The organism is Pararhizobium arenae (assembly GCF_001931685.1).
Taxonomy (GTDB): Bacteria; Pseudomonadota; Alphaproteobacteria; order Rhizobiales; family Rhizobiaceae; genus Pararhizobium; species Pararhizobium arenae.
The window spans coordinates 554,043-576,123 of sequence record NZ_MOOY01000003.1; the positions used below are offsets into that span (position 1 = coordinate 554,043).

Below are 22,081 nucleotides of genomic sequence, written 5' to 3' on the forward strand. Positions count from 1 at the left end.
TCAGCCGCCGGTCATCGGCGGAAAGAGCGCGATCTCGCGTGCGCCGACGATCGATTCGCGGTGCTCGACGTGCTCCTGGTTGACGGCAACGCGGATGACGTTGTCATGCTCCAGCGCCATCTCGTATTCTTCGCCAAGGCTTTTCAAATGCGTCAGCAGATCGCCGGCCGTGAGCACACTTTCGGGAAGCGTGATCTCTTCCTCGTCCTTGCCGATCCGCTCGCGCACCCAGGCGAAGTAGACAAGCCGGACGCTGCTCATTCGTCGATCACATGCTTGATGCCGGCGCGGAAATAGTCGTAGCCGGTATACATCGTGATCAGCGCGGCGGCCCAGAGCATGGCGATGCCGGCGCCGGTGACGAGGCCGGTCATTTCGCTTTCCGGGGGATTGTTGTCGATCGCCGGTCCGACGAGCAGCATGGCGATGGCAACCATCTGGATTGCCGTCTTCCATTTGGCAATCCGCGTCACCGGCACGCTGACCTTCAGCGCGGCAAGGTATTCCCGCAGGCCCGAGACGAGAATCTCACGGCACAGGATGATGATGGCGGCCCAGATCGTCCAGCCGGCGATGGTCCGGTCGGCGGCCATCAGCAACAGAATGGAGGCGACAAGCAGCTTGTCGGCGATCGGATCGAGCATGCGACCGATATTCGATGTCTGGTTCCAGATGCGGGCGAGGTAACCGTCGAGATAGTCGGTGATGGATGCGGCTGCAAACAGCCAGAAGGCTGTCCAGCGCGCGAAATCCGAACTCTGCAGCCTGCCTTCCACGAAGAAGCACAGCACGATCAACGGAACGGCCAGAATGCGGCCATAGGTCAGGAGATTGGGTATGTTGTAGGCGGCAGGCGTGGACATCGAATTCCATTCTCTGGGAAGCGTGGCGACAGATGAGGCCTTTATGACCGCAAGGTCAACCGGTCGGCGTAAAATCAGGGTGAATTATGGCGATATCCACCTGAATGCAAAATGAACTTTTCGACACGTTAATCCTGTATGGTGGTTTTCAGGTTGTGGTTGCATTTTGGTCACGAGAACGTGAAAACGTGCATGTGGATCGTGTTCGCGCTTTGAATCGTTTCCCCGTCTGTTAAAGAAGAACCCCCTGAATTTACAGGGGGAAGAGGCGCATGAGCAGAGTCATGGATCAAGCAGCCCTTGTTGATCGCATATATGAAGCCGCCGTCATCCCCGAGCTTTGGGCGGATGTCTGTGACAGGCTTGCGGCGGCCGTGGATGGGTTCGCGACCTGTATCCTTTCGGTGGATTCCCGGCAGGATGTCCGCTGGGTCTGCTCACCCCATATCGAGGATGCCCTGAACACCTATTCCCGCAGCGACCTTCGCTATGGAAACGTGCGTCCGGGCCGGTCCATGCGCCTGTTTCCCATGTCCTTTGCCCGTGATGTCGACGTCATGACGATGGCGGAAATCGAGGTCGACGCGATTTACGATACGTTCATGCGCCCAATGGGGGTCGGTTGGAGCATGGGTACGGTCATGCCCGAACCCGCCGGCCAGACGCTCATCTTCGATGTCATGCGTCGGACGGACCTTGGGCCTTTCGAGCCGCAGCATCTGGAAATCGTCAACGGCCTGAAGGGTGATCTCGCCCGTGCAGCTCTGATTTCCTCGCGCATGGTTTTCCAGCAAGCACGATCCATCGCAAACGCCCTGTCGATGGTCGGTCTGCCGGCTGCCGTGCTGGGGGATGACAGGCAGATCATCGCCATGAACGCCGAGATGGAAGCGCTTGCGCCACGGATCCGCACCGGCGCAGGCAACAGGGTCTCTGTCGAGCATCCCGGCGCGAACCTGCTTCTCCAAAGAAGTTTCGAGCTTCTGAACGCCTCCGACGCCCCGCGTGTGCAGTCGATCCCGCTTGCCGCCTCGGAGACGGAGGCTGCCATGGTGCTTCATGTCCTGCCCGTCCGCCGCAACGCGCGCGACATTTTTGCGCGCAGCATGGCTGTGCTGATGGCGAGCCCCGTCGGCGGGGCGGGATTGCCTGACCTGGGCGTGCTGTCCGGCCTGTTCGATCTGACCCCCGGAGAGGCGAGGGTCGCCCGGGAACTGGCAAGCGGGGCCAGCGTCGAGATGGTGGCAGGCGCGCTCAATCTCAGCATCGAAACGGTGCGCAGCTACCTGAAACGCATTTTCCTGAAAACCGGAACGCGCCGCCAGCCGGAGCTGGCGAGCCTGCTCAGCGGCTTGGCAAGGGTGGCGGCCTGAGGCTATTTTCCAGCATCCTCGTGGAAGTGATCGTAAACGAGCTTCGCGACCGAGGCTGAAATACCCTCAACCGACATCAGATCGTTGATCCCCGCCCGCGAAACGGCCTTTGCCGTTCCGAAATGGTGAAGCAGGGCCCGCTTGCGCGTCGGGCCGATGCCGCCGATCTCGTCCAGCGGATTTTTGACCATTTCCTTCTTGCGCCGCGCCCGGTGTGAGCCGATCGCAAACCGGTGGGCCTCGTCGCGCAGCCGCTGGATGAAATAGAGAACCGGATCGCGCGGCGGCATGGTGAAGCTTTCGCGGCCCGGCGGGAAGAACCGCTCGCGCCCGGCATCGCGGTCCACGCCCTTGGCGACGCCGATCGCGATCACGCTGTCCTCGATATCCAGCTCTTTCAGGATCGCCCTCACTGCCGTCATCTGCCCTTGACCGCCATCGATCAGGATCACATCCGGCCACGCCGGAAATCCCTGATCTTCTGATGGCGGTGTGGAGCGATCCGGCTTGCCCTCTTCTTTCAACAGCCGCGAGAACCGTCGTGTCATCACTTCGCGCATCATGCCGAAGTCGTCGCCGGGGGTGATGTCGGTCGATTTGATATTGAACTTGCGATACTGGCCTTTGACGAAACCTTCCGGCCCCGCCACCACCATTCCACCGACGGCGTTGGTGCCCATGATGTGGGAGTTGTCGTAGATCTCGATGCGTTGAGGTACGCGCTCCAGCTTGAACGTCTCGGCAAAGCCCTGCAGCAGCCGCGATTGCGATGCGGTTTCCGCAAGCTTGCGGCCGTGGGCCTCGCGGGCATTGGCGACAGCGTGATCCACGAGGTCTTTCTTTTCGCCCCGCTGCGGAACGGAAATCGCCACCTTGTAAGCGGATTTTTCAGACAGCGCCTGTCCCAGCAGTTCCTGCTCCTCGACCTGCTCGCAAAGCAGAATCTGTCGCGGACAGGGCTTGTCGTCATAGAACTGCGCCAGAAAGGCGCTGAGCACTTCCGCGGACGTCATGGCCGGGTCTGCCTTGGGGAAGTAGGCGCGGTTGCCCCAGTTCTGACCCGTGCGGAAGAAGAACACCTGGATGCAGGAAACGCCGCCCTCGTGGTGGATGGCGAAGACATCAGCTTCGTCGACGCCAGCCGGGTTGATGCCCTGATGGCTCTGGACGTGCGAAAGCGCGGCGAGACGGTCGCGGTAAAGCGCGGCCCGCTCAAAATCGAGATTTTCCGAAGCCTCGCTCATGGCGGACGCGATCGTCGCCTTTACCGCCTGGCTCTTGCCCGACAGAAAGTCCTTGGCTTCGCTCACAAGCTCCGCATAGCCCTCGTCGGAAATCTCGTGAGTGCAGGGCGCCGCGCACCGTTTGATCTGATGCAGGAGGCAGGGCCGCGTCCGCGTTTCGAACACGCTGTCCGTGCAGGTGCGCAGAAGAAAGGCGCGCTGCAACGAATTGATCGTGCGCCCGACGGCGCCGGCCGAGGCGAAGGGTCCGAAATAGTCGCCCTTTCGGCTGCGGGCGCCGCGGTGCTTGTAGAGCGCCGGCGCCCGGCTGTCGCCGGTGACGAGAATGTAGGGAAACGACTTGTCGTCGCGCAAAAGCACGTTGAAGCGAGGACGCAAGCGCTTGATGAGGTTCGCTTCGAGCAGCAAAGCCTCGATTTCGGTGCGCGTTGTGACGAATTCCATGTTCGCCGTCTCGCGCACCATGCGGGTCAGGCGGTTGGAATGCACGCGACCCTGCGCATAGTTGCTGACGCGCTTCTTCAGGCTGCGCGCCTTGCCGACATAGAGAACGTCGCCCGCCTCGTTGAACATCCGGTAGACGCCCGGGCTGTTCGGCAAAAGCTTGACAAAGGCCAGGATCAGTTCGGCGCCGCGTAAGGTATGGTCGAACTCGCCCGCCTCGGCCCAGTCTATCGCAGGCAGGGCTTCGGGGAGGGTGACCTCTCCTTGGACCAGGTCATCATCGTCAGCGGCATTCTCGTCATAAAGGAGGCCGCCATCGCTGGGCGTGCGTCCGCTCATTCCACGATCTCCAATATGTCCGGCGTCTCCCAGGCTAGATGCTGGCCGCCATCAAGCGCGATCATCTGCCCCGTGATCGAGGGGGTCTCGAACAAAAAGCGGATCGTCCGCCCGAATTCCGAAAGTTCCGGACCTCTCCGCAGGATCAGGGCCTCCACCTGGGCTTCGAAGTCGGACTGGTTCTGTCGCTCGTTCGGCAGCGTCGGCCCGGGCCCGATGCCATTGACCCGGATGGCAGGCGCGAGCGCCTGCGCCATCGTCGTCGTTGCCATCAGAAGTGCCGCCTTCGACAGCATATAGGAATAAAATCTCGGATTGGGAGCCCAGACCCTCTGGTCGATGATGTTGACGATCAACCCGCCATGACCGGACGGCAGCTGCGCCGCGAAATCGCGGGCTAGGATGGAGGGTGCCTTGACGTGAAGGGCAAAGTGCCGGTCCCAGACGTCAGCGTCGAAGCTGTCGATGCTGTCCTTCTTGAACACGGAGGCATTGTTTACAAGAAGGCCGATCGGACCAATGGCTGCGACGGCCTCGGCCATCAGACGTTCCGTGGCCGCCGTGTCGGAAAGGTCGGCGACAACGACGGCGGCGGTTCCACCCTGTTGACGGATATGCGCTGCCAGCGCCTGCGCCTCCTCGCCTCCCTGGTGCGCGTGGATCGCGACGGCAAAACCATGGGCGGCGAGATCCTCGACAATGGCCTTGCCGATGCGCTTGGCGCTGCCGGTGACGAGGGCGGTTTTCAGCGGTTTTCTCAAGGCCTGTCCCGATGCCAGATTCGAACGATATGAACGGCAAGATATAGGTGGCTGAGGCGCAATGCGAAACTGGCAATGCACAATAGTTTCGAAAAAATTAATGGATGAAACAAATCTTGAGATAAAATGAAGCTATGTAAGTATAGTCTCATTAATTATTATTTCATGGTTAACAAATATCCTGTGGCGTTGAAGCAACATCGAAATTTGGTCATGCTTGTGCCACCAAAATTTCACATTTTGGCTCTGGTGAATCCTCATTTGAAATCCAATTTCATCTCAACCGGGCGGGGTTAAATGCAATTGCCGATGTCCCAGAATAGGCCGCAAGGGCCTGTGACATCGGTCGTATAAGGAGAATTTGTATGCGTACTCTCATCACCACCCTCATGGCATCGGCTGTGACCCTCATGACGTTCTCGGCTGTTCAGGCTGCCGACGCGATCGACGAAGTTCCGGCTGCTCCGGCTGCCGACTACACCGAGCCGGCTGTCAAGAACTGGTCCGGCGCCTATGTCGGCGGTACCGCTGACTGGGCTCATGGAAAGTTCGATCGCAACGGCGGCAAGACGGCTGCTGGTTTCGGCGGCGGTCTCTACGGCGGCTACAACATGCAGAGCGGCCAGATGGTTTACGGTGCCGAAGCGGACGTGAACTACCGCGGTAACGATGCCTCCAGCGGCGATCGTTCGTTCAAGCAGGGTGTCAACGGCTCGCTGCGCGCTCGCGTCGGCGTCGACGTCAACCCGGTTCTCGTCTACGGCACGGCCGGTGTTGCCGTTGCTGATCTGGAAGGCAGCGAAACTGGCGGTTCCGACAACAAGACCGCCTTTGGCTGGACGGCCGGTGCCGGTGCGGAAGCCTTCGTGACCGATAACGTCACGGCCCGCGTCGAATACCGCTACACCGACTATCAGAAGAAGGACTTCGACCTGCCGAGCGGCAACGTCTCGGCCGGCTACGACGAACACAGCGTTCGCGTCGGTATGGGCGTGAAGTTCTGATCTGGAAAAAACGGAATGCGGAAAAGGCCGGAGCGATCCGGCCTTTTCTGTGTCTGCGTGCGCGTCGCGGCCGCCGCTGTCAGGCTTTGAACTTGCCGTAGTCGGGAAACTGCTTCTCGAATTTCTTCGGCCAGTTTTTCAGCTTCGGGCGGCCGCGCTGCCATTCTCCCTCGAAGCGCAGCTCGATATACCGCAGCATGGCGGCAAGCGCGAAATGACCGCCGTGCAGCTTGGACGTCGTCTTGGGGAGGTTGGCTTCGAGATAATCGAGGCCACGCAACACCTTTTCCCACTGCTTGTCGATCCAGGGTTGGTGGATCTTTTCCGGCGGGTGGAAGCGCTTTTCATAGACAATGGCGAGCAGGCTGTCGCAGATGCCGTCACAAAGCGCTTCGAGGATTTCGATATCCGTGCGCTTTTCGGCGTTGCGCGGATAGAGCTTGCCCTTCGTCTCGCGGTCGATGAAGTGCATGATCGCCCGGCTGTCGAAGATCGCTTTGCCCTCATCGGTAATCAGCGTCGGAATCTTGCCAAGCGGATTGTTGCCGGTCAGTTCCTGCGGCGCTGCATTGGTGTCGGTCAGCACGCTTTCGGCGGAGATGCCGGCGTAATGGGCGGCCATGCGGACCTTGTTGGAATAGGGGGAGGCGGGCGAATAGAGAATTTTCATCGCTTCGGCTTTCTGTTCGGAAACGTGGTCAAAGGGCAGGCAATGTCAGCGCCCGCGCCCGGCAACTGCGTCGATCGACTTCGGGGCAGGCGCGAAAACTGAGGTCGGTGTCCATGCAGATCCGGATTTCATCGAGCTGGTTGGCCGAGCAGGTGACCGCGATCGCACCGGCGGTCAGGCCGGGATTGGCAGCGATCAGATCCGCCTCGATCTCCTGCGGCGAAGCCTTGGAGGATCGCGCGCCGGATGTGAGCTCCGGCGGCAGTGCAAGCTTCTGCCATGCCGCCCGCAAGGTCGCGAAATAGTCCTTCTGGCTCAGCCCCGAGCAGGTGCCGTGCTTGCGCCATTCATGGCCGATGAGACCCATGGAGGGCATGATATCGAACAACTGCCGCCCCAGCGCCTCCGGCACCCGGTCCGGGTCGCGGCTTCGGCAGAATTCGGGGTAGCCGCTCTCATTCTGCGGCCAAAGGCCATGCACGATCAGACCGTGGTTACGATGCGCGTCGCATTGCATTGTCTTGCCCTGCGGGTCGTTGTCGCCGCACCAGCTCGGCGACCAGGAAAGGGAGAGGACATAGAAGTCGAAGCCGCTACCGAGGGGAAGGGTGGTCTTGGCGGTTTCGGCTGTCTTGGTTGCGCCTGTGGAGGCGATAGGTGTTGGCGGCTTCTGGCTGCCCTGTGCATTGTCGTTGCCGCTATCGCCGCATGCGGTGAGCGCAAGTGTTATTATTGTGAGACCAAAGAGTAGAGCCAGGGTCCTCAAAGCTGCCACTCCGCTATTCTGGAGTATGCCGCCTTACCCCCCTCTGTCAGCTTTGCTGACATCGGGAGCGAGAGGCGAGCCCCAGTCGATCTCCCCCCTTGAGAGGGAGATGCCCGACAGGGCAGAGGGGGGTGAGGCGTCACGGCGCAAACACCATGCCTTGATCTACCCCTCCATCCCATCACCTCACTCCTCCTCGACCGTCTCGCCGCGCAGCCAGAGACTGCGGGCCGAGGCAAATTTGTCCTGCGCCAGACGTCCCTTCAGGAACGGCAGCAGCACATCCAGCTCGCCCTTCAGCGTAAACGGCGGGTTGACGATGATCAGTCCCGAGCCGGAAAGCCCGGTCGTATCGCGTTCGCTACGCACCGAAAGCTCGGCACACAGCATCTTCGGAATGTTCAGCGCCTGCAAATCCTCATGGAACTTGCGGATCGGAGTACCCTGCTTCAGCGGATACCACAGGCAGAACACCCCGCCCGAAAACCGTTTGTAGGCCTTGGCCAGTCCCTCCACCAAGCGATCGTATTCGCCAGCAATCTCGAAGGGCGGATCGACCAGCACCAGCCCGCGCTTTTCCTTCGGCGGCAGATGCGCTCCGAGTGCCAGCCAGCCGTCGAGTTCGGTGATCCGGCTCTGGAAATCGCCATCGAACAGGCTGTGCAGCGTCTCGTAGTCGGCCGGATGCAGCTCCATTGCCGAAAGCCGGTCCTGCGGCCGCATCAGTATGCGCGTCAGCTTCGGCGAGCCCGGATAAAGCTTGATCGAGCCATCGGGGTTCAGGTCCCGCACTGCCTCGAGATAGGGCGCCAGGATCGTGGCGACATCGCCGGGCAGGGGCTTTTCGAGCAGCCGCCCGATGCCGTCCACCCATTCGCCGGTCTTCTGCGCCTCTTCGCTGGAAAGATCGTAGAGCCCGATCCCGGCATGGGTATCCAGCACCCGGAACGCCTTGTCCTTCTGCTTCAGATAGGTGACGAGACGCGCGAGCACCGCATGCTTCAGCACGTCGGCAAAATTTCCTGCGTGATAGATGTGCCGGTAGTTCATTCGCTCAGTTGATCGCTCTCATGAATTGTTGGCATGGATGCGGATTGGCTCTTTGAGAGCCCTTTTTCGTGTCCTATAGAAAAGCCATGAACGTTGCGACCCCCATCAAAGCAGAAAAGTCCATCGGCCACACGGTCTGTCCCCATGACTGTCCGTCGGCTTGCGCGCTCGAAGTCGATCTGACGGCCGAGGGCCGCATCGGCCGCGTGCGCGGCGCAGCCTCCAATAGTTACACCGCCGGCGTCATTTGCGCCAAGGTGGCCCGCTATTCCGAGCGCATCTATCATCCCGGACGCCTGATGGTGCCGCAGCGCCGTCTCGGCAGCAAAGGCGAAGGCCGCTGGCAGGAAATCTCTTGGGAAGCCGCCCTCGACGAAATCGCCAACGCCTTCGTCAAGGCCGAGCAGATGTCCGGCTCAGAAGCCGTCTGGCCCTATTTCTATGCCGGCACCATGGGCCAGGTGCAGCGCGATTCCATCGAGCGCCTGCGCCATGCCAAGCGCTATTCCGGCTTCTTCGGCTCGATCTGCACCAACATGGCCTGGACCGGACTTGCGATGGCGACGGGGTCGCTGCGCGGCCCCGACCCGCGCGAAATGTCAAAATCCGATTGCGTCGTCATCTGGGGCACAAACGCCGTCTCGACCCAGGTCAATGTGATGACCCACGCCATCAAGGCCCGCAAGGAGCGCGGCGCAAAGATCGTCGTCATCGACATCTACGACAACCCGACCGTCAAGCAGGCCGATATGGGCCTCGTGCTGAAGCCTGGAACGGACGCGGCGCTCGCCTGCGCCGTCATGCACGTCGCGTACCGCGACGGCTATGCCGACCGCGCCTATCTCGCCCGTTACGCCGATGATCCCGCCGGCCTCGAAGCTCACCTTGCAACGCGCACCCCGGAATGGGCCTCCGCGATCACCGGCCTTTCGGTGGAAGAGATCGAAGCCTTCGCCAAGCTCGTGGGCACGACCAAGAAGAGCTATTTCCGCCTCGGTTACGGCTTTACCCGGCAGCGCAACGGCGCGGTCGCCATCCATGCCGCAGCCTCGGTGCCGACCGTTCTCGGCTCCTGGCAATACGAGGGCGGCGGCGCCTTCCATACCAACAACGACGTCTTCCGCTTCGACAAGCGCGAATTGATGGGCACCGCGATGGTCGACCCGGATATCCGCATGCTCGACCAGTCCCAGATCGGCCGCGTGCTGACCGGCGATGCCGAGGCGTTGCGCCATCGCGGCCCGGTGACGGCGCTCCTCATCCAGAACACCAACCCCGTCAATGTCGCCCCCGAACAGCGCCTCGTGACGAAGGGTTTCCTGCGCAACGATCTCTTCGTCGCGGTGCACGAGCAGTTCATGACGGATACGGCCAAGCTCGCGGATATCGTCCTGCCGGCCACCATGTTCCTGGAGCATGATGATCTTTATCGCGGCGGCGGTCACCAGCACATCCTGCTCGGCCCTAAGGTCGTCGAACCGCCTTCGACCGTGCGCACCAATCTCTTCGTCATCGAGGAACTGGCCAAGCGCCTCGGCGTCGCCGATCGCCCCGGCTTCGGCCTCACCGAGCGGGAGCATATCGACCATATCCTCGTCAATTACGGCATCGGCTTCGATGAGCTGAAGCGCGAGAAGTGGCTGGATGTCCAGCCGGATTTCGACACCGCCCATTTCGTCCACGGCTTTGGCCATCCGGATGGAAAATTCCGCTTCAAGGCGGACTGGACGGGCACGCCCGCCCCGAACCGCCCGCCGAAAGCGCTGGGTGCCCTCGGGCCCCATCAGGACCTGCCGGAATTTCCTGATCATGTCGATCTGATCGAGGTGGCGGATGCCGAGCATCCCTTCCGTCTCGCGACCTCGCCGGCACGCTCCTTCCTCAATTCCACCTTCGCGGAAACCCCGTCGTCGGTGCAGAAGGAAGTGCGCCCTGAAGCCATGATCCACCCGGAGGATGCCGCAGCGCTCGGTATTGCCGAGGGCGATATCGTCAAGCTGGGCAACGTCAGAGGCGACATCCGACTGCACGCCAAGCTCGGCGGCGGGGCCCGCCGCGGCGTGGTGATTGCCGAAGGCCTCTGGCCCAACGACGCCCATCTCGATGGCGAAGGCATTAACGTGCTGACGGGCGGCGATGCCGTTGCGCCTTATGGCGGCGCCGCCTTCCACGACAACCGAATCTGGCTGCGCAAGGACGTGTAATGACGAAATTCAGGAATGCGACGATCGAGATTCTCAAGGACGAGACGCTCTCGAAAAACTGGTACCACCTGCGCAACATCACCTACAATTACACCGGCTCGAACGGCAAGACCAAGACCCTGAAGCGCGAAGCCTACGATCGCGGCAATGGCGCGACGATTCTGCTCTACGACCCGAAGCGCGACAGCGTCGTCCTCGTCCGTCAGTTCCGCATGCCGGCACACGTCAACGGCCATTCCGGCTGGCTGCTCGAAACCCCGGCCGGCCTGCTCGACGGCGACAACCCTGCCGAAGCCATCGGCCGCGAGGTGGTCGAGGAAACCGGCTATATCGTCAAGGACGTCCGCCCGGTCTTCCAGTCCTTCATGTCCCCCGGTTCCGTCACCGAAATTCTCCATTTCTTCGCCGCCGTCATCGACGTGACCGAGCGCGCGGAGGAGGGCGGCGGTGCAGCCCACGAGGACGAGGATATCGAAGTCCTCGAAGTGCCGCTCACGGAAGCAATGGCGATGATCGAAACCGGCGACATCTGCGACGGCAAGACGATTATGCTGCTGCAGTGGGCGATGCTGAACAAGGATAGTCTAAGCGCCAAAGGCTGAGAGAAATTTTCGTCGCTGCAAGCCATCTCACACAGCGAGCCCAATTCAGATGAATGGCCATATCTCACGACTAGCCGATCTTGATCGCCGCAATCAACTGGCATCGCTGGAGCCTGTGTCGGATGATACCATGCAGGCCATAGCAAAAAGCTATCCCGGAATTTCGGGCCAATATCTCGAATTCATTCGAAAGTTTGGGACGGGCTCCACGACACTCGGATTTTATATCTACGAGCCGGAACCTGCGCGTTCGGTTGAAAAGCACATATCATTTCAGCTTTATCAGTCTGAGGCCTATAGCAATCTGTTTGGCCAGAGGCCGCCCGGCGACATCATTCCGGACGACGCAATTATGATTGCTGATTCCGGCGCAACATGGCGATATTGCCTCTGTCCTTCCCGGGGCGACGCGGTTTTTTGTCTCGATATGAGCGGCCCTCGTTTTGAAGTAGAAGCCGAAGACTTCTTTTCCTTCGTGGAAGGCATTCTAGAGTCCGATTGAGATTTCAGGAAGTTGGCAATGCTCAATTTCCGCAAACTCAAGCCCGTTTCCCGTTACGCTTTCGAGCACTGAGGATACCGCCTTTTTTGCCGCAGTAGGTCCAGTTGCGTCTTGCACCGGTATCGACATGGACGATGCCGTTGCAATAACGCCCGACGCCACCGATACCGGGAGCTGACAGGGCCGCCGCAATGATGGACCGCTCGGAAACGCCGGGCACGCGGATGTCGGCCGCCTGGCAACTGCGGTGGAGTGAACCGCGCCGGCTGGCGCGTGGCCTGTGGCCGGATGTCACCATGGGCCGCTTTCCCGTCTGCGCGGCGATATGAGAAAGAATCGCCTCGAGTTTCGGGGAGAAACAGCCGGTTCTGACGGAAACTGTCTGAACAGCGTAACCAAGCGTCACATCGTGATCCGGAAGTTTACGCCTCTTTTCGTCCTTTGCTTCGGCAACGGTGAAGAAAGAGGCAGTCATCAAGCAGGCGAGGGCTATCGAAAAAACGCAACGCATCGCTATACCCTTTAAAGACGCGCAACGGCCCAACGTGTCGGCATGCCAAAGCATGCGAACATCGCCTGTCGCCATCGTCGCGTGGTGAGCGGATCGGCAGGAAAAGCCCGTAAGGGGCGACTGCCGGATTATGTGTGCGTGGGTAATTCCATCCGAAATGCAGCGATTTTGTGAAACTTCATGCTTGCAGCCCAAAGGAACTGGTCTGGAATCGCGTTAAGCCGCGCGAAGCATGGGAGAAATGTTGAGAAAATAATTTCACGGACGATCCAGGTTCTGGAACGGCGAGCCGCTTCGTTTGCCGGTGTGGATGGCTGAAATCCCGAGAATATGGGTTGGTCTGTCAGCCTCATACCCGCAATCGGCAAATGTCAGCCTGTTTGCGAGCGGCAAGGTTTTGCCGCTCGCCGTCGCCGACAGAAGGCGCAAGCTCTGGCGGGGCGGGAGTTGCGCGGAAGCGAAAAGATTCAGAAAGTACCTTTCAGTCCGAATTTCACGGCCATTGTCTCGAAAGAGGCGCCGGCTGCATTCTTGTAGTTTGTGATTGCACCGGTATCGGTGTCCATCTGGCGCATGTCGCCACGCCTGTGGAAGACCTTTTCGTAGGAACCGCCGATGTAAAACGACGCCGTTTCGGTCACCTTGTAGGCAGCCTCCACATTCAGCATCACGACCGGCGCGGGATCCATATCGTCATGCGTCTGCGATTGGGTCAGCCAGTGATTGTCGATATCCTGAATACCGAAGGTGAAGCCACCTTTCGCCCCCCCGGAAAGCGTGAAGCGATCCATTTGTGTGGAGCCGTCGAGGCCGACAAAAGCGACCGGTATCTTCTGGCGGTAACTGATACCCAGTCCATCCGGCAGCACGCCGATATCGTCGCGTGTCGCCTGATCGCTGTAGATATAGGTGCCGCCGTAAGAGTTCCATTTCACGTCGGAGTATTTGAAGCCGGCATTGATGCCGAGGCTGTTGCTGTCATCCGAATAGACTTGACGGGCAATCTCGATGGAGCCGGCGAAGTAATGCGCGAGCCGGGTATCGGGGCTTATCGAGCGATCGCTCCAGCCATCCATGCTCTGGTCGATGTAGAAACCGGGCACCCAATCGTAATCGACCATATGGCCATCGCCATTGGTGCCGATATCGACCGTCGCCTTCAACGACCATTCCGGCGTCAGTAACGCCGCCGCCGTCGCGCTGTAGAGCACGACGCCCTTGCTTTCCCATTCGAGCAGACTGGCCTTGTCGGCACCCAGGTATACATGCTCGGTCGCATTGATGTTCATCAACCCGACGGAGCCGCCGAAGGTGAAGCGGCCATCGTCGAAGCTGGCCTCATCGGCCAGTGAGATGCTGGTCGAGGCAAGAAGACAGGCAAAGGAGAGAAGAGAAATACGCATTAGCAATCCGCCGCATGGAAATGAGAGTGCGGCGATTGGTACGGCTTGACCTTTATTCGGCAAGAGAGCGGGACAGATACGCCCTAAAATGAACAGAATAGGGCTGAAGCACTGCCCGTTCAGCCGTGCAAGATGCGGAAAAGCCACGACGAGGTGGACCAAATATACATCCTGCCGTCCTGGTCGATAGCTGTCTGCAACCTTCGCAATAGTTGGCACAGGAATCAGTTGGTTTCAGCGCGGCCTTCGCACCGCCGTCGCATTCGCACAGGGATGTTTGCGGCGAGGGCAGCCGGGGAACATCACCTAGCCAGCATGCTTGCGTCCCTCGGGCGTCCGCTGGAAAAAGGCGAGATCGAGGGACAGGCTTGGGCGACCAAGCGCCGTCAGGATCATATGGCACTGCCCGCGATGGTGGGTCTGGTGGTTGAAGAGGTGAGCCATCGCCGGTGAAAGTTTCTGCGATACAGGTGTCGGATTGCTGACGGGCGTGTAGGTTATGGTGCCCTGCAAGTCCTCTTCCGATAGGCTCTCCACCCAGGCAATGATCCGTTCGTCCTCGGCACGCCGGGCTTCGGCAAGCGGGGCAAGGTCTCCATGCAATACGGCGTCAAGCCGGTTTGGTGCATCGCCCGTGCCTGTAAAGCGCCGCATCCAGATCCGATCGGTCGCGAGCAGATGGTTGAGCGTGCCGCAAAGCGAGCCGAAGAACGCGCCCTTGTCCTCGCGAAACGCGCTGTCGCCCAGAGCGGACGCCGCCTCCTAGACAAGCCGGTTTGCCCATTTGTTGTAATCCGCCATCATCCGGTAGTGGTCGCGCATTCGGCTTTCTCCCTGGTTTTCCGGGATCATAGTCGAAGATCGCATCGTTTGGGCTGATGTCACCGATGAAATTTGCTGATTATGGTTCTGCGATATGCCTGCGCGGCCGAAATCCGGCAGCCCCCCTTGTTTTGCGGCGCATTGGCGGCTATTGACGCGCCAAATCCACGGAAAACACCCACTCCACGGAAACAAAGGGAAGATAAAAAATGGCGATTGAACGCACCTTTTCGATGATCAAGCCGGACGCCACCAAGCGCAACCTGACCGGCGCGATCACCAAGATGATCGAAGACGCCGGCCTGCGCGTCGTCGCCTCCAAGCGCGTCTGGATGAGCAAGCGCGAAGCCGAAGGCTTTTACGCCGTTCACAAGGAACGCCCGTTCTTCGGCGAACTCGTTGACGGCATGACCTCCGGCCCGACCATCGTTCAGGTTCTCGAAGGCGAAAACGCCATCCTCAAGAACCGCGAAATCATGGGCGCGACCAACCCGGCAAACGCCGAGGAAGGCACCATCCGCAAGACCCATGCCCTTTCGATCGGCGAAAACTCGGTTCACGGTTCGGATGCTCCGGAAACCGCTGCCCAGGAAATCAAGTACTGGTTCTCCGACACCGAAATCGTCGGCTGATTCAATTCCTCAAGGCTCTGGCCTGAAGTTGTTTAAAGCATAAAGTTTTAAAGCCGGGGCGTCAGCGCTCCGGCTTTTTTATTTCGGCGTGTCGAATTTGTAGATCTGCTGTCCTGCAAGAAGCACGGCTTCGCTGGGATGCCAGAGGTAAGATGCACATTTGCGATCGAGCCGGGCGGCGAAATCATTGGCCAGCGCCACTCTCGGCTCGCCTGCCGGTGCGGACGCAATGAACTCCGTGAGCTTCTTTTCATCGCCCTTTCCAAACAGAAGTTCGGCGGAAATGCCAAGCATGGCGGGGTCGGCCGTCGGCTCGGGCGATGGCGCGTCACCCCTGATCATCTGCGCCGCGCTGCTCCAGTTCGCCCATTCTCCGGCCATCTTGGCGGAAAGCTCCACCGGTACGGGCGGTGGATCGTCGGCCTTGGCCTGCACATAGGGCGTCAGCGTTTCAACGGCCATCAGCCGGTCGACGACATCCCGCACCGAAAATCCCTCGGATGTCCGCAGGTAGCGGCCAAGCGAGAAAGGGATACTTTCAAACGTGGTCGCAACCATATCCGGCTGAGCGGTTGCTTTCAGCAGGGCGCGATAGGCAGAGAGCCAGACATCGTCAAATGTGCCCTTGCGGTTCAACTTGCCGGAAAGGATATCCTCACGCAGTTGCTTGGAAACGGCGGCGGTGGGCTCGATCATGCCTGTCTGGTTGAGGAAGGTCATGAGAAAGTCCCGTTCGGGCCCAAGCGCCGCGGTGATCATGACGTCGTGGACCATCTTGCGCTGTTCGGCATATTCCGGCTTGTCGTATGCGCCCCGTGGCAAGGCGGGATTGCCGACGAAAGCGGGCGCCCAACTGATGGCCGTCGAGAGGTCGTCAAGTCCTCCACGCTTTTCCTGCCGTTCCGCAAAGCTTTTCCAGGCTGTCACGTCGCTTTGGATAGCGGCAAAGGTCGCTGCCAGAAACCAGAGTTCGTGTCGTTCGGCGACCTCGACAATGCGGGCCTTCTTGTCATCGGGTAGGTCGATCGCGGCCATCATTGCGGACTTGGCGGCCAGCGGCTGCCTCTCTTTCGGCAAGGCGGCCATTTCCGTCACCACGAGTTCGGCGCCGTCGTCGGACAAGAGCATGGCCCGCATGACGGAAATGCCGGTCGAGGACATCGCAAGCCCCAGCGTCTTGGCATCGAACTTCCGTTTGGCGGCAGCATAACCATGCTGGTGGATCGTCCATGTCGCCGCCAGCTGGTCGGATTCGATGGCGCCCGCGTCCTGAAGTGTTGTCAGAAGCGCCTCCGTCTCTCCGGCCGGCAGCTCGCCATAACGAATTTTCAGAAAAGCCGCTTGCGTGCCATAGCGCCGGGCGGCCAGCCGGGGAACGTCTGCACGCCCGTCGATCACGATATCGGCCAGCGTCTCGATCGCATCCGCACAGGCGCTCTGGGCGAGGGCAGGGGCGGAGTGCGTGACTGCAAGGGTCAAGGCAAGAACAAAGCGCATCATGATCGTCGCTCGCAGCAGCTGTTGGGATGCTGTGCGTCAAGATACCCCCGCGACAATCGTCGGGCAATGCGTTGTCGGTCAGGAGTTGCAGGAGGGGGGCTTTATGCGGACCAGCGTCTTGCCGTCCTTGAACATCTCGGGGTTCTTGTCGTAGGCCGGGCCGATGACCAGCGGCTTGGCCGGCAGCACATCCTGATCCAGTTTGGAGGTGACTGTTGTCTTTATCGTCTGCAACAGGTCGCCATCCGGCCTCTTAAGCTCGATTGTCACCGAATAGGGCTTTTCCTTGCGCACGCAGGTCACGTCCGGGCTTTCCAGCACGATCTTCGTCTGCTTTGCAAAAACCTTGCGCTCCATCGTCAGCGGCTCGCCGCCAGCCGGGTTCTCGAAGCTCGCCACGACGATGCTGCCCTCTGGCACGGGCTCCTTCTTGTCGAGCGTCACCATGTATGTCGCATAGGCCAGCCGGTAGTTGAACACGAAGATCTTTCCCGTGAGCTGCAACGGCTCATTCCCGGTTTCCCGTTGGCAGGCAGGCAGGGCAAGGAGTGCAAGCAATATTGTCGCGAAGAGGCTCAAATGTATTCGGTTGCCGGGAGGCGACGCGTATCTTGAGCCTGGAGCAATACCCCCCTCTGTCGGCTGTGCCGACATCTCCCCCTCAAGGGGGGAGATCGGGTGCGAGAGGCTAACCCCAGCCAATCTCCCCCCTTGAGGGGGAGATGCCCGACAGGGCAGAGGGGGGTGCAGCTTGCTGAGAAGCAACATTCCTTTCATGGCCCTGCCTCCTTCTGTTTCCGGTAATGCCGGCTGGCCTTCACACGGTTGCCGCAGATCGCCATGTCGCACCAGCTGCGGCTGCGGTTGCGACTGCGATCAATGAATAGCCACTGGCAATTGGGGCAGACCTTCAGCCGCCCGTCATGCGTTTCCGATACCAGCCGCAAGGCCGAATGCGCCGCAGCCGCCTCGAGGGCGATAAATCCGTTTGCCTGGCGCTGGCCACCGCGCAGGGCAGCGGCAATGGCATTGAGCAGATCGGCTAGCAGGATGTCCGATCCCTCGCCATCAGCCTGCGCGCGAAAATGTTGATCTGTGGTTTCCCGAAGCGCCAGCAAAAGGGGGCGCCGCTCCGGTGCCGTTGGCGTCAGCGTGCCGAAGGATTGCCTCTCGCCGCAAAGCCGGCTTGCCGCTTCGGCGAAGGTATCCATGGCAGCAGTGTCGGCAAACCGGTCGATGCGGCGTTGCTGATCGAAACGCAGCACGACGGAGTTTGCGACATCCAGCGCCAACGCGCCGCCGGAAAAGCGGTGAGGGGTCCAGGAAAAGGTCATGGCAAAATTCTAACTGGTAAAAGCCATTTTACAAGTTATGATTTTCTGAACGACAACGGAAACCGCCATGGCCTATTTCCTGCAGCAGCTTGCCAATGCCGTGCCGGTGGCAGCGCTTTATGCGCTGCTCGCCTTCGGTTACGCGATTGCCTTTGCCGTCACCCGGCGCGCGGATCTCACCTACGGCGCGCTTTTCGGTTTTTCCGGCCAGATCCTGCTGCTGTTTTCAGATTTCGCCTACAATCGCCTGTGGCTGGTCCTGCCGGCATCGCTGGCGATCGGGGCCGTGGCGGCGCTGCTCTATGCCACGGGCACCGGCATCTTTCTCGGCCGCACCGTCATGCGCCGCGTCGTTCTGTTCTCGCCGAATACGGTCGTGGTCGTCTCTCTGGGATTGGCGCTGGTGCTCATGGAGATATCGCGTCTTGCCGCCGATACGCGGGCGCTCTGGCTGCCCCCGTTTCTCAGCACGCCGCTGGTTCTCTGGAATGACGCTCGTTTCCCGGTCACGCTGACGCTGATCCAGGTCATCAACACCGCCACGCTGCTCAGTCTTGTCGGAGCGGGGCAGCTCGTCCTTTTACGGTCCGCCTGGGGCAGGCAATGGCGGGCCGTGGCGGATGATGGGCAGGCCGCCGCCCTTTGCGGCATCGATCCCGCCCGCATCTTCGTCATGGCCTATGGCGCATCCGCTTTGCTGGCCGCGATCGCCGGCGTGCTGGCAACCGCCTATTACGGCACGATGGATTTCGGGGCAGGTCTCGTTTTCGGGGTGAAAATCCTGTTCATCGCCGCGATCGGCGGTCAGGCGACCCCCATTCTCGCTGCCGCCGGTGGAGCCCTGATGGGATTGGCCGAAACCATGTGGAGCGGCTACGGGCCGATCCTCTGGCGCGATTTTGCGATCTTCGGTTTTCTGGTGCTGCTGCTGGTCCTGACGCGGCAGGAGAAGTTGCAGCCTTGATCCGTTTTTGCCGAAAGACAACCGAACTCTAATCGGCGTCAGCCCGCACGGTCTTGCCGCCTTCCATCCGCACCTTGCCTTCGGCGAGAAGCCTGAGTGCTGCGGGATAGCTCTGGTGCTCGACGGTCAGCACGCGCGCAGCCAGCGCCTCCGGCGTATCGCCCGCCAAAACAGGAACTTCAGCCTGCAGGATGACGGGGCCCTCATCCATGCCTTCCGTCACGAAATGCACGGTGCAGCCGGCCTTGTCGTGGCCTGCCTCGATCGCCCTGCGATGGGTATCGAGCCCGGGGAAGAGCGGCAGCAGGGAGGGGTGGATGTTGATGATCCTGCCTTCATGACGGCTGATGAAGTTGCCGGACAAGAGGCGCATATAGCCGGCCAGGCAGATGATATCAGGCGAAAGCGCATCGAGTGCATCCAGGATCGCAGCTTCATGGGCGTCCTTGCTGGCAAAATCCTTGCGCACGAAGCTCATGGTCGGAATGCCCAACGCCTCAGCCTTGGCAAGCCCGCCCGCATCCGCCTTGTCGGAAATCACCGCGACGATCTCGGCCGGAAAATCCGGGTCTCCCGTCGCCTTGGCAAGCGCAACCATGTTCGATCCGCTGCCGGAGATGAAGACGACAACGCGCTTGCGGACTGCAGATGTCATAGGGCGAGCGTGCCCTTGTAGATCGTGCCGGCGGCACCTTCCTCGCGGGCCACCATGCGACCGAGCGTGAAGACTGTTTCACCTTCCGCCGTCAGCACCGCCGCAACTTTCTCGGACTCTTCGGCAGGCACGACGGCGATCATGCCGACGCCGCAGTTGAAGGTGCGCAGCATTTCGTTGGCCGCAACACCGCCGGTCTTCGCAAGCCAGGAGAACACGGCCGGTGCCTTCACGGCGCCGAGATCGATTTCGGCGGCCAGATGCTTCGGCAGCACGCGCGGAATGTTTTCCGGGAAACCGCCGCCGGTAATGTGGGCGAGCGCCTTGATCGAACCGGTCTCGCGGATCGCCTTCAGAAGCGGCTTCACGTAAATCTTGGTCGGGGTCATCAGCACGTCGGCAAGGGTACCTTCGCCAAACGGCGCCGGCGCATCCCAGGCGAGGCCGGAAAGGGCAACGATCTTGCGCACCAGCGAATAGCCGTTGGAATGCACGCCGGAAGAAGCGAGACCGAGGATCACGTCGCCCTCTGCGATATTGCCTGATGGTAGAAGCTGGCCGCGCTCGGCCGCGCCAACCGCAAAGCCGGCAAGATCGTAATCACCGCCGGAATACATGCCGGGCATCTCTGCCGTCTCGCCACCGATCAGCGCGCAGCCGGCCTGACGGCAACCATCGGCGATGCCACCGACGATCGCGGCACCCTGGTCCGGGTCGAGCTTGCCGGTCGCGAAATAGTCGAGAAAGAACAGGGGCTCGGCGCCCTGTACCACGAGATCGTTGACGCACATGGCCACGAGATCGATGCCGACCGTATCGTGTTTGTCGGCATCGATGGCGATCTTCAGCTTGGTGCCGACGCCGTCATTGGCGGCCACCAGAACCGGATCGGTAAAACCCGCCGCCTTCAGGTCGAACAGCCCGCCAAAGCCGCCGATCTCGCCATCGGCGCCGGGGCGGCGCGTGGAGCGCACATGCGGCTTGATCTTTTCGACCAGCAGGTTTCCGGCGTCGATATCGACACCTGCGTCGCTGTAGGTCAGACCGTTCTTACCCGCCTCGCTCATGGCTTAAATCTCCGCTGGCTTGCCCGCATGGGCCGTATCCGGTTGCGATTGGCATGGGTGCTGGCCAAGCGCAAGCATATTAGCCCGCGAAAGGCCGTTTTTTCACCGTTTTGCCCATATCCCGCAACGAAATTTGCCGCAGGGTTGACCCCGGTCGGCAGCACATCCTATTTCCTTCAGCGGGATGCGGCGGATGGTACGGCGCGCGCGGACATTTGGAAAACATCATGAGCGACCATGGCACCACGCAAATCCAGGGCGGCAAGGCGCTTCAGAGGCAGATCGTCTTCTGGACCCTGTGTTTCCTCGCCTTCGTCGCGTTCTTGACCGTCTTCAGTTCCATCCTTCTGCCTTTCCTCGCCGGCATGGCGCTTGCCTATTTCCTCGATCCCATTGCGGATTGGCTGGAGCGCAGTGGCTTGAGCCGCCTGATGGCCACCATCGTCATCCTGATCAGTTTCGTCGTCATCTTCATTCTGGCGCTTGTGATCATCATCCCGATCATCGCCTCGCAAGCGGCTGATTTCATCGAGAAGGTGCCGGGCTACACGAGCCGTCTTCAGGAGGTTCTGCTCGACGCCAATTCGCGGCTGGTGCCCGATTGGGTGGCGGGCCAGATGGGTTCCATCAAACAGAATGCGATGAAAATCCTTGAGCAGGGTGCCGGCTTCGTGGTGACGCTCTTCCAGCAGATATGGAGTTCCGGCGTAGCCCTTCTCGATATCCTCTCGCTCCTGATCGTCACCCCGGTCGTCGCCTTCTATATGCTCCTTGACTGGGACCGCATGGTCGCCAAAGTCGACAGCTGGGTGCCGCGCGATCATGTCGCGACAGTGCGCCGGATCGCTCGCGACATGGACGCGACCATTGCCGGCTTCATCCGCGGCCAAGGCTCGCTCTGTATCATCCTTGGCCTTTACTACGGTATCCTTCTCTCGCTGGTCGGTCTCAATTTCGGCCTGCTCATCGGCTTCTTTGCGGGCATGATCAGCTTTATTCCCTATGTGGGGTCCATGGTCGGCCTCGTTCTGGCACTCGGTGTGGCGCTGGTGCAGTTCTGGCCGGAATTTACGCCGATCGCGCTTGTCCTCGCGGTGTTTTTCTCCGGCCAGTTTCTGGAAGGCAATATCCTCCAGCCGCGCCTCGTCGGCAAAAGCGTCGGCCTTCATCCGGTCTGGCTCATGTTCGCGCTACTGGCTTTTGGCGCGCTCTTCGGTTTTGTCGGTCTGCTGATCGCGGTACCCGCCGCCGCCGCCATCGGCGTGCTTGTCCGCTTCGGCATCGAGCGCTACCTTCAAAGCGCGCTTTATCGCGGCCATGACGCCACCTTGAAAGTCGAACCGGAACACAATCTTCCGGAGTGAGACTGAG

General features: G+C 60.6%; 22 protein-coding genes and 1 pseudogene. 8 read left to right on the forward strand and 15 right to left on the reverse strand.

Going from position 1 to position 22,081, the window contains the following annotated elements; translation table 11 throughout:
- A complete protein-coding gene (moaD, locus tag BLX89_RS09200; protein WP_075290339.1) occupies positions 1 to 261 on the reverse strand; it encodes a molybdopterin converting factor subunit 1 in 261 nt (86 codons plus the stop codon).
- On the reverse strand, positions 258 to 863 hold the full coding sequence (pgsA, locus tag BLX89_RS09205; RefSeq protein ID WP_075290340.1) for a CDP-diacylglycerol--glycerol-3-phosphate 3-phosphatidyltransferase: 606 nt from the start codon (positions 861 to 863) through the stop codon (positions 258 to 260). The genes moaD and pgsA overlap by 4 nt, the downstream gene beginning before the upstream one ends.
- A 272-nt stretch (positions 864 to 1,135) precedes the next feature.
- Between pgsA and BLX89_RS09210 the strand changes: the two genes are divergently transcribed.
- The gene (locus BLX89_RS09210) at positions 1,136 to 2,236 is read left to right on the forward strand and encodes a helix-turn-helix transcriptional regulator (protein ID WP_083637391.1); all 1,101 of its coding nucleotides are present in this window, start codon (positions 1,136 to 1,138) and stop codon (positions 2,234 to 2,236) included.
- Positions 2,237 to 2,238: 2 nt separating this feature from the next.
- On the opposite strand, the gene uvrC is transcribed toward BLX89_RS09210, so the two are convergent.
- Together uvrC and BLX89_RS09220 are read right to left on the reverse strand one after the other, a co-directional pair.
- Positions 2,239 to 4,263 (reverse strand): excinuclease ABC subunit UvrC, encoded by a 2,025-nt coding sequence (gene uvrC / locus BLX89_RS09215; RefSeq protein WP_075290342.1) that lies wholly within the window; start codon positions 4,261 to 4,263, stop codon positions 2,239 to 2,241.
- Positions 4,260 to 5,024 carry an SDR family oxidoreductase gene (locus BLX89_RS09220; protein ID WP_075290343.1) on the reverse strand — a complete coding sequence of 255 codons (765 nt, stop codon included), beginning with the start codon at positions 5,022 to 5,024 and terminating at the stop codon, positions 4,260 to 4,262. Before BLX89_RS09220 ends, uvrC begins: the two co-directional genes overlap by 4 nt.
- 365 nt (positions 5,025 to 5,389) lie before the next feature.
- Between BLX89_RS09220 and BLX89_RS09225 the strand changes: the two genes are divergently transcribed.
- Positions 5,390 to 6,028: an outer membrane protein gene (locus BLX89_RS09225; RefSeq protein WP_075290344.1), complete on the forward strand. Its 639-nt coding sequence runs from the start codon at positions 5,390 to 5,392 to the stop codon at positions 6,026 to 6,028.
- 79 nt (positions 6,029 to 6,107) lie between these two features.
- Here the strand turns inward: BLX89_RS09225 and BLX89_RS09230 are convergent, their stop codons facing one another.
- From BLX89_RS09230 to BLX89_RS09240, 3 genes are all read right to left on the reverse strand, one after another.
- Positions 6,108 to 6,698: a glutathione S-transferase gene (locus tag BLX89_RS09230; RefSeq protein ID WP_075290345.1), complete on the reverse strand. Its 591-nt coding sequence runs from the start codon at positions 6,696 to 6,698 to the stop codon at positions 6,108 to 6,110.
- A 28-nt stretch (positions 6,699 to 6,726) separates the two neighbouring features.
- A complete protein-coding gene (locus BLX89_RS09235; RefSeq protein WP_198935137.1) occupies positions 6,727 to 7,473 on the reverse strand; it encodes a ribonuclease T2 family protein in 747 nt (248 codons plus the stop codon).
- Positions 7,474 to 7,650: 177 nt separating this feature from the next.
- Positions 7,651 to 8,514 carry a 23S rRNA (adenine(2030)-N(6))-methyltransferase RlmJ gene (locus BLX89_RS09240; RefSeq protein ID WP_075290347.1) on the reverse strand — a complete coding sequence of 288 codons (864 nt, stop codon included), beginning with the start codon at positions 8,512 to 8,514 and terminating at the stop codon, positions 7,651 to 7,653.
- A gap of 68 nt (positions 8,515 to 8,582) precedes the next feature.
- On the opposite strand from BLX89_RS09240, the gene BLX89_RS09245 reads away from it, so the two are divergent.
- Genes BLX89_RS09245 through BLX89_RS09255 form a run of 3 tightly spaced genes read left to right on the forward strand, consistent with a single transcriptional unit; the run spans position 8,583 to position 11,822 of the window.
- Positions 8,583 to 10,718, forward strand: coding sequence for a molybdopterin-containing oxidoreductase family protein (locus tag BLX89_RS09245; protein WP_075290348.1), 2,136 nt, complete (start codon positions 8,583 to 8,585; stop codon positions 10,716 to 10,718).
- On the forward strand, positions 10,718 to 11,320 hold the full coding sequence (locus tag BLX89_RS09250) for an NUDIX domain-containing protein (protein ID WP_075290349.1): 603 nt from the start codon (positions 10,718 to 10,720) through the stop codon (positions 11,318 to 11,320). The genes BLX89_RS09245 and BLX89_RS09250 overlap by 1 nt, the downstream gene beginning before the upstream one ends.
- Before the next feature lie 49 nt (positions 11,321 to 11,369).
- On the forward strand, positions 11,370 to 11,822 hold the full coding sequence (locus tag BLX89_RS09255; protein ID WP_075290350.1) for an SMI1/KNR4 family protein: 453 nt from the start codon (positions 11,370 to 11,372) through the stop codon (positions 11,820 to 11,822).
- A gap of 37 nt (positions 11,823 to 11,859) precedes the next feature.
- Here BLX89_RS09255 and BLX89_RS09260 read toward each other — a convergent pair whose 3' ends face one another.
- The 3 genes and pseudogenes from BLX89_RS09260 to BLX89_RS09270 all read right to left on the reverse strand — a co-directional run bounded on the left by BLX89_RS09260 (position 11,860) and on the right by BLX89_RS09270 (position 14,558).
- Positions 11,860 to 12,333, reverse strand: coding sequence for a YcbK family protein (locus tag BLX89_RS09260; RefSeq protein WP_075290351.1), 474 nt, complete (start codon positions 12,331 to 12,333; stop codon positions 11,860 to 11,862).
- A gap of 467 nt (positions 12,334 to 12,800) precedes the next feature.
- Positions 12,801 to 13,736, reverse strand: a complete 936-nt coding sequence (locus tag BLX89_RS09265; protein WP_083637393.1) for an omptin family outer membrane protease — start codon at positions 13,734 to 13,736, stop codon at positions 12,801 to 12,803.
- Between the two features lie 306 nt (positions 13,737 to 14,042).
- Positions 14,043 to 14,558: pseudogene (locus tag BLX89_RS09270) on the reverse strand (DinB family protein).
- Between the two features lie 209 nt (positions 14,559 to 14,767).
- Here BLX89_RS09270 and ndk point away from each other — a divergent pair.
- Positions 14,768 to 15,190 carry a nucleoside-diphosphate kinase gene (gene ndk / locus BLX89_RS09275; RefSeq protein ID WP_075290352.1) on the forward strand — a complete coding sequence of 141 codons (423 nt, stop codon included), beginning with the start codon at positions 14,768 to 14,770 and terminating at the stop codon, positions 15,188 to 15,190.
- A gap of 78 nt (positions 15,191 to 15,268) precedes the next feature.
- Here the strand turns inward: ndk and BLX89_RS09280 are convergent, their stop codons facing one another.
- From BLX89_RS09280 to BLX89_RS09290, 3 genes are all read right to left on the reverse strand, one after another.
- Complete coding sequence (locus BLX89_RS09280; protein ID WP_075290353.1) at positions 15,269 to 16,690, reverse strand: hypothetical protein; 1,422 nt, start codon at positions 16,688 to 16,690, stop codon at positions 15,269 to 15,271.
- Positions 16,691 to 16,768: 78 nt separating this feature from the next.
- On the reverse strand, positions 16,769 to 17,194 hold the full coding sequence (locus BLX89_RS09285) for a hypothetical protein (RefSeq protein WP_342587591.1): 426 nt from the start codon (positions 17,192 to 17,194) through the stop codon (positions 16,769 to 16,771).
- A gap of 269 nt (positions 17,195 to 17,463) precedes the next feature.
- Positions 17,464 to 18,024: a CGNR zinc finger domain-containing protein gene (locus BLX89_RS09290; RefSeq protein ID WP_075290355.1), complete on the reverse strand. Its 561-nt coding sequence runs from the start codon at positions 18,022 to 18,024 to the stop codon at positions 17,464 to 17,466.
- A gap of 67 nt (positions 18,025 to 18,091) precedes the next feature.
- On the opposite strand from BLX89_RS09290, the gene BLX89_RS09295 reads away from it, so the two are divergent.
- Positions 18,092 to 18,988, forward strand: a complete 897-nt coding sequence (locus tag BLX89_RS09295; protein ID WP_075290356.1) for a branched-chain amino acid ABC transporter permease — start codon at positions 18,092 to 18,094, stop codon at positions 18,986 to 18,988.
- 28 nt (positions 18,989 to 19,016) lie between these two features.
- On the opposite strand, the gene purN is transcribed toward BLX89_RS09295, so the two are convergent.
- Together purN and purM are read right to left on the reverse strand one after the other, a co-directional pair.
- Positions 19,017 to 19,643 (reverse strand): phosphoribosylglycinamide formyltransferase, encoded by a 627-nt coding sequence (purN, locus tag BLX89_RS09300; protein ID WP_075290357.1) that lies wholly within the window; start codon positions 19,641 to 19,643, stop codon positions 19,017 to 19,019.
- Positions 19,640 to 20,710, reverse strand: a complete 1,071-nt coding sequence (purM, locus tag BLX89_RS09305; RefSeq protein WP_075290358.1) for a phosphoribosylformylglycinamidine cyclo-ligase — start codon at positions 20,708 to 20,710, stop codon at positions 19,640 to 19,642. Before purM ends, purN begins: the two co-directional genes overlap by 4 nt.
- A 227-nt stretch (positions 20,711 to 20,937) precedes the next feature.
- Here purM and BLX89_RS09310 point away from each other — a divergent pair, with 227 nt between their 5' ends.
- The gene (locus tag BLX89_RS09310) at positions 20,938 to 22,074 is read left to right on the forward strand and encodes an AI-2E family transporter (RefSeq protein ID WP_075290359.1); all 1,137 of its coding nucleotides are present in this window, start codon (positions 20,938 to 20,940) and stop codon (positions 22,072 to 22,074) included.
- Positions 22,075 to 22,081: the final 7 nt, after the last annotated feature.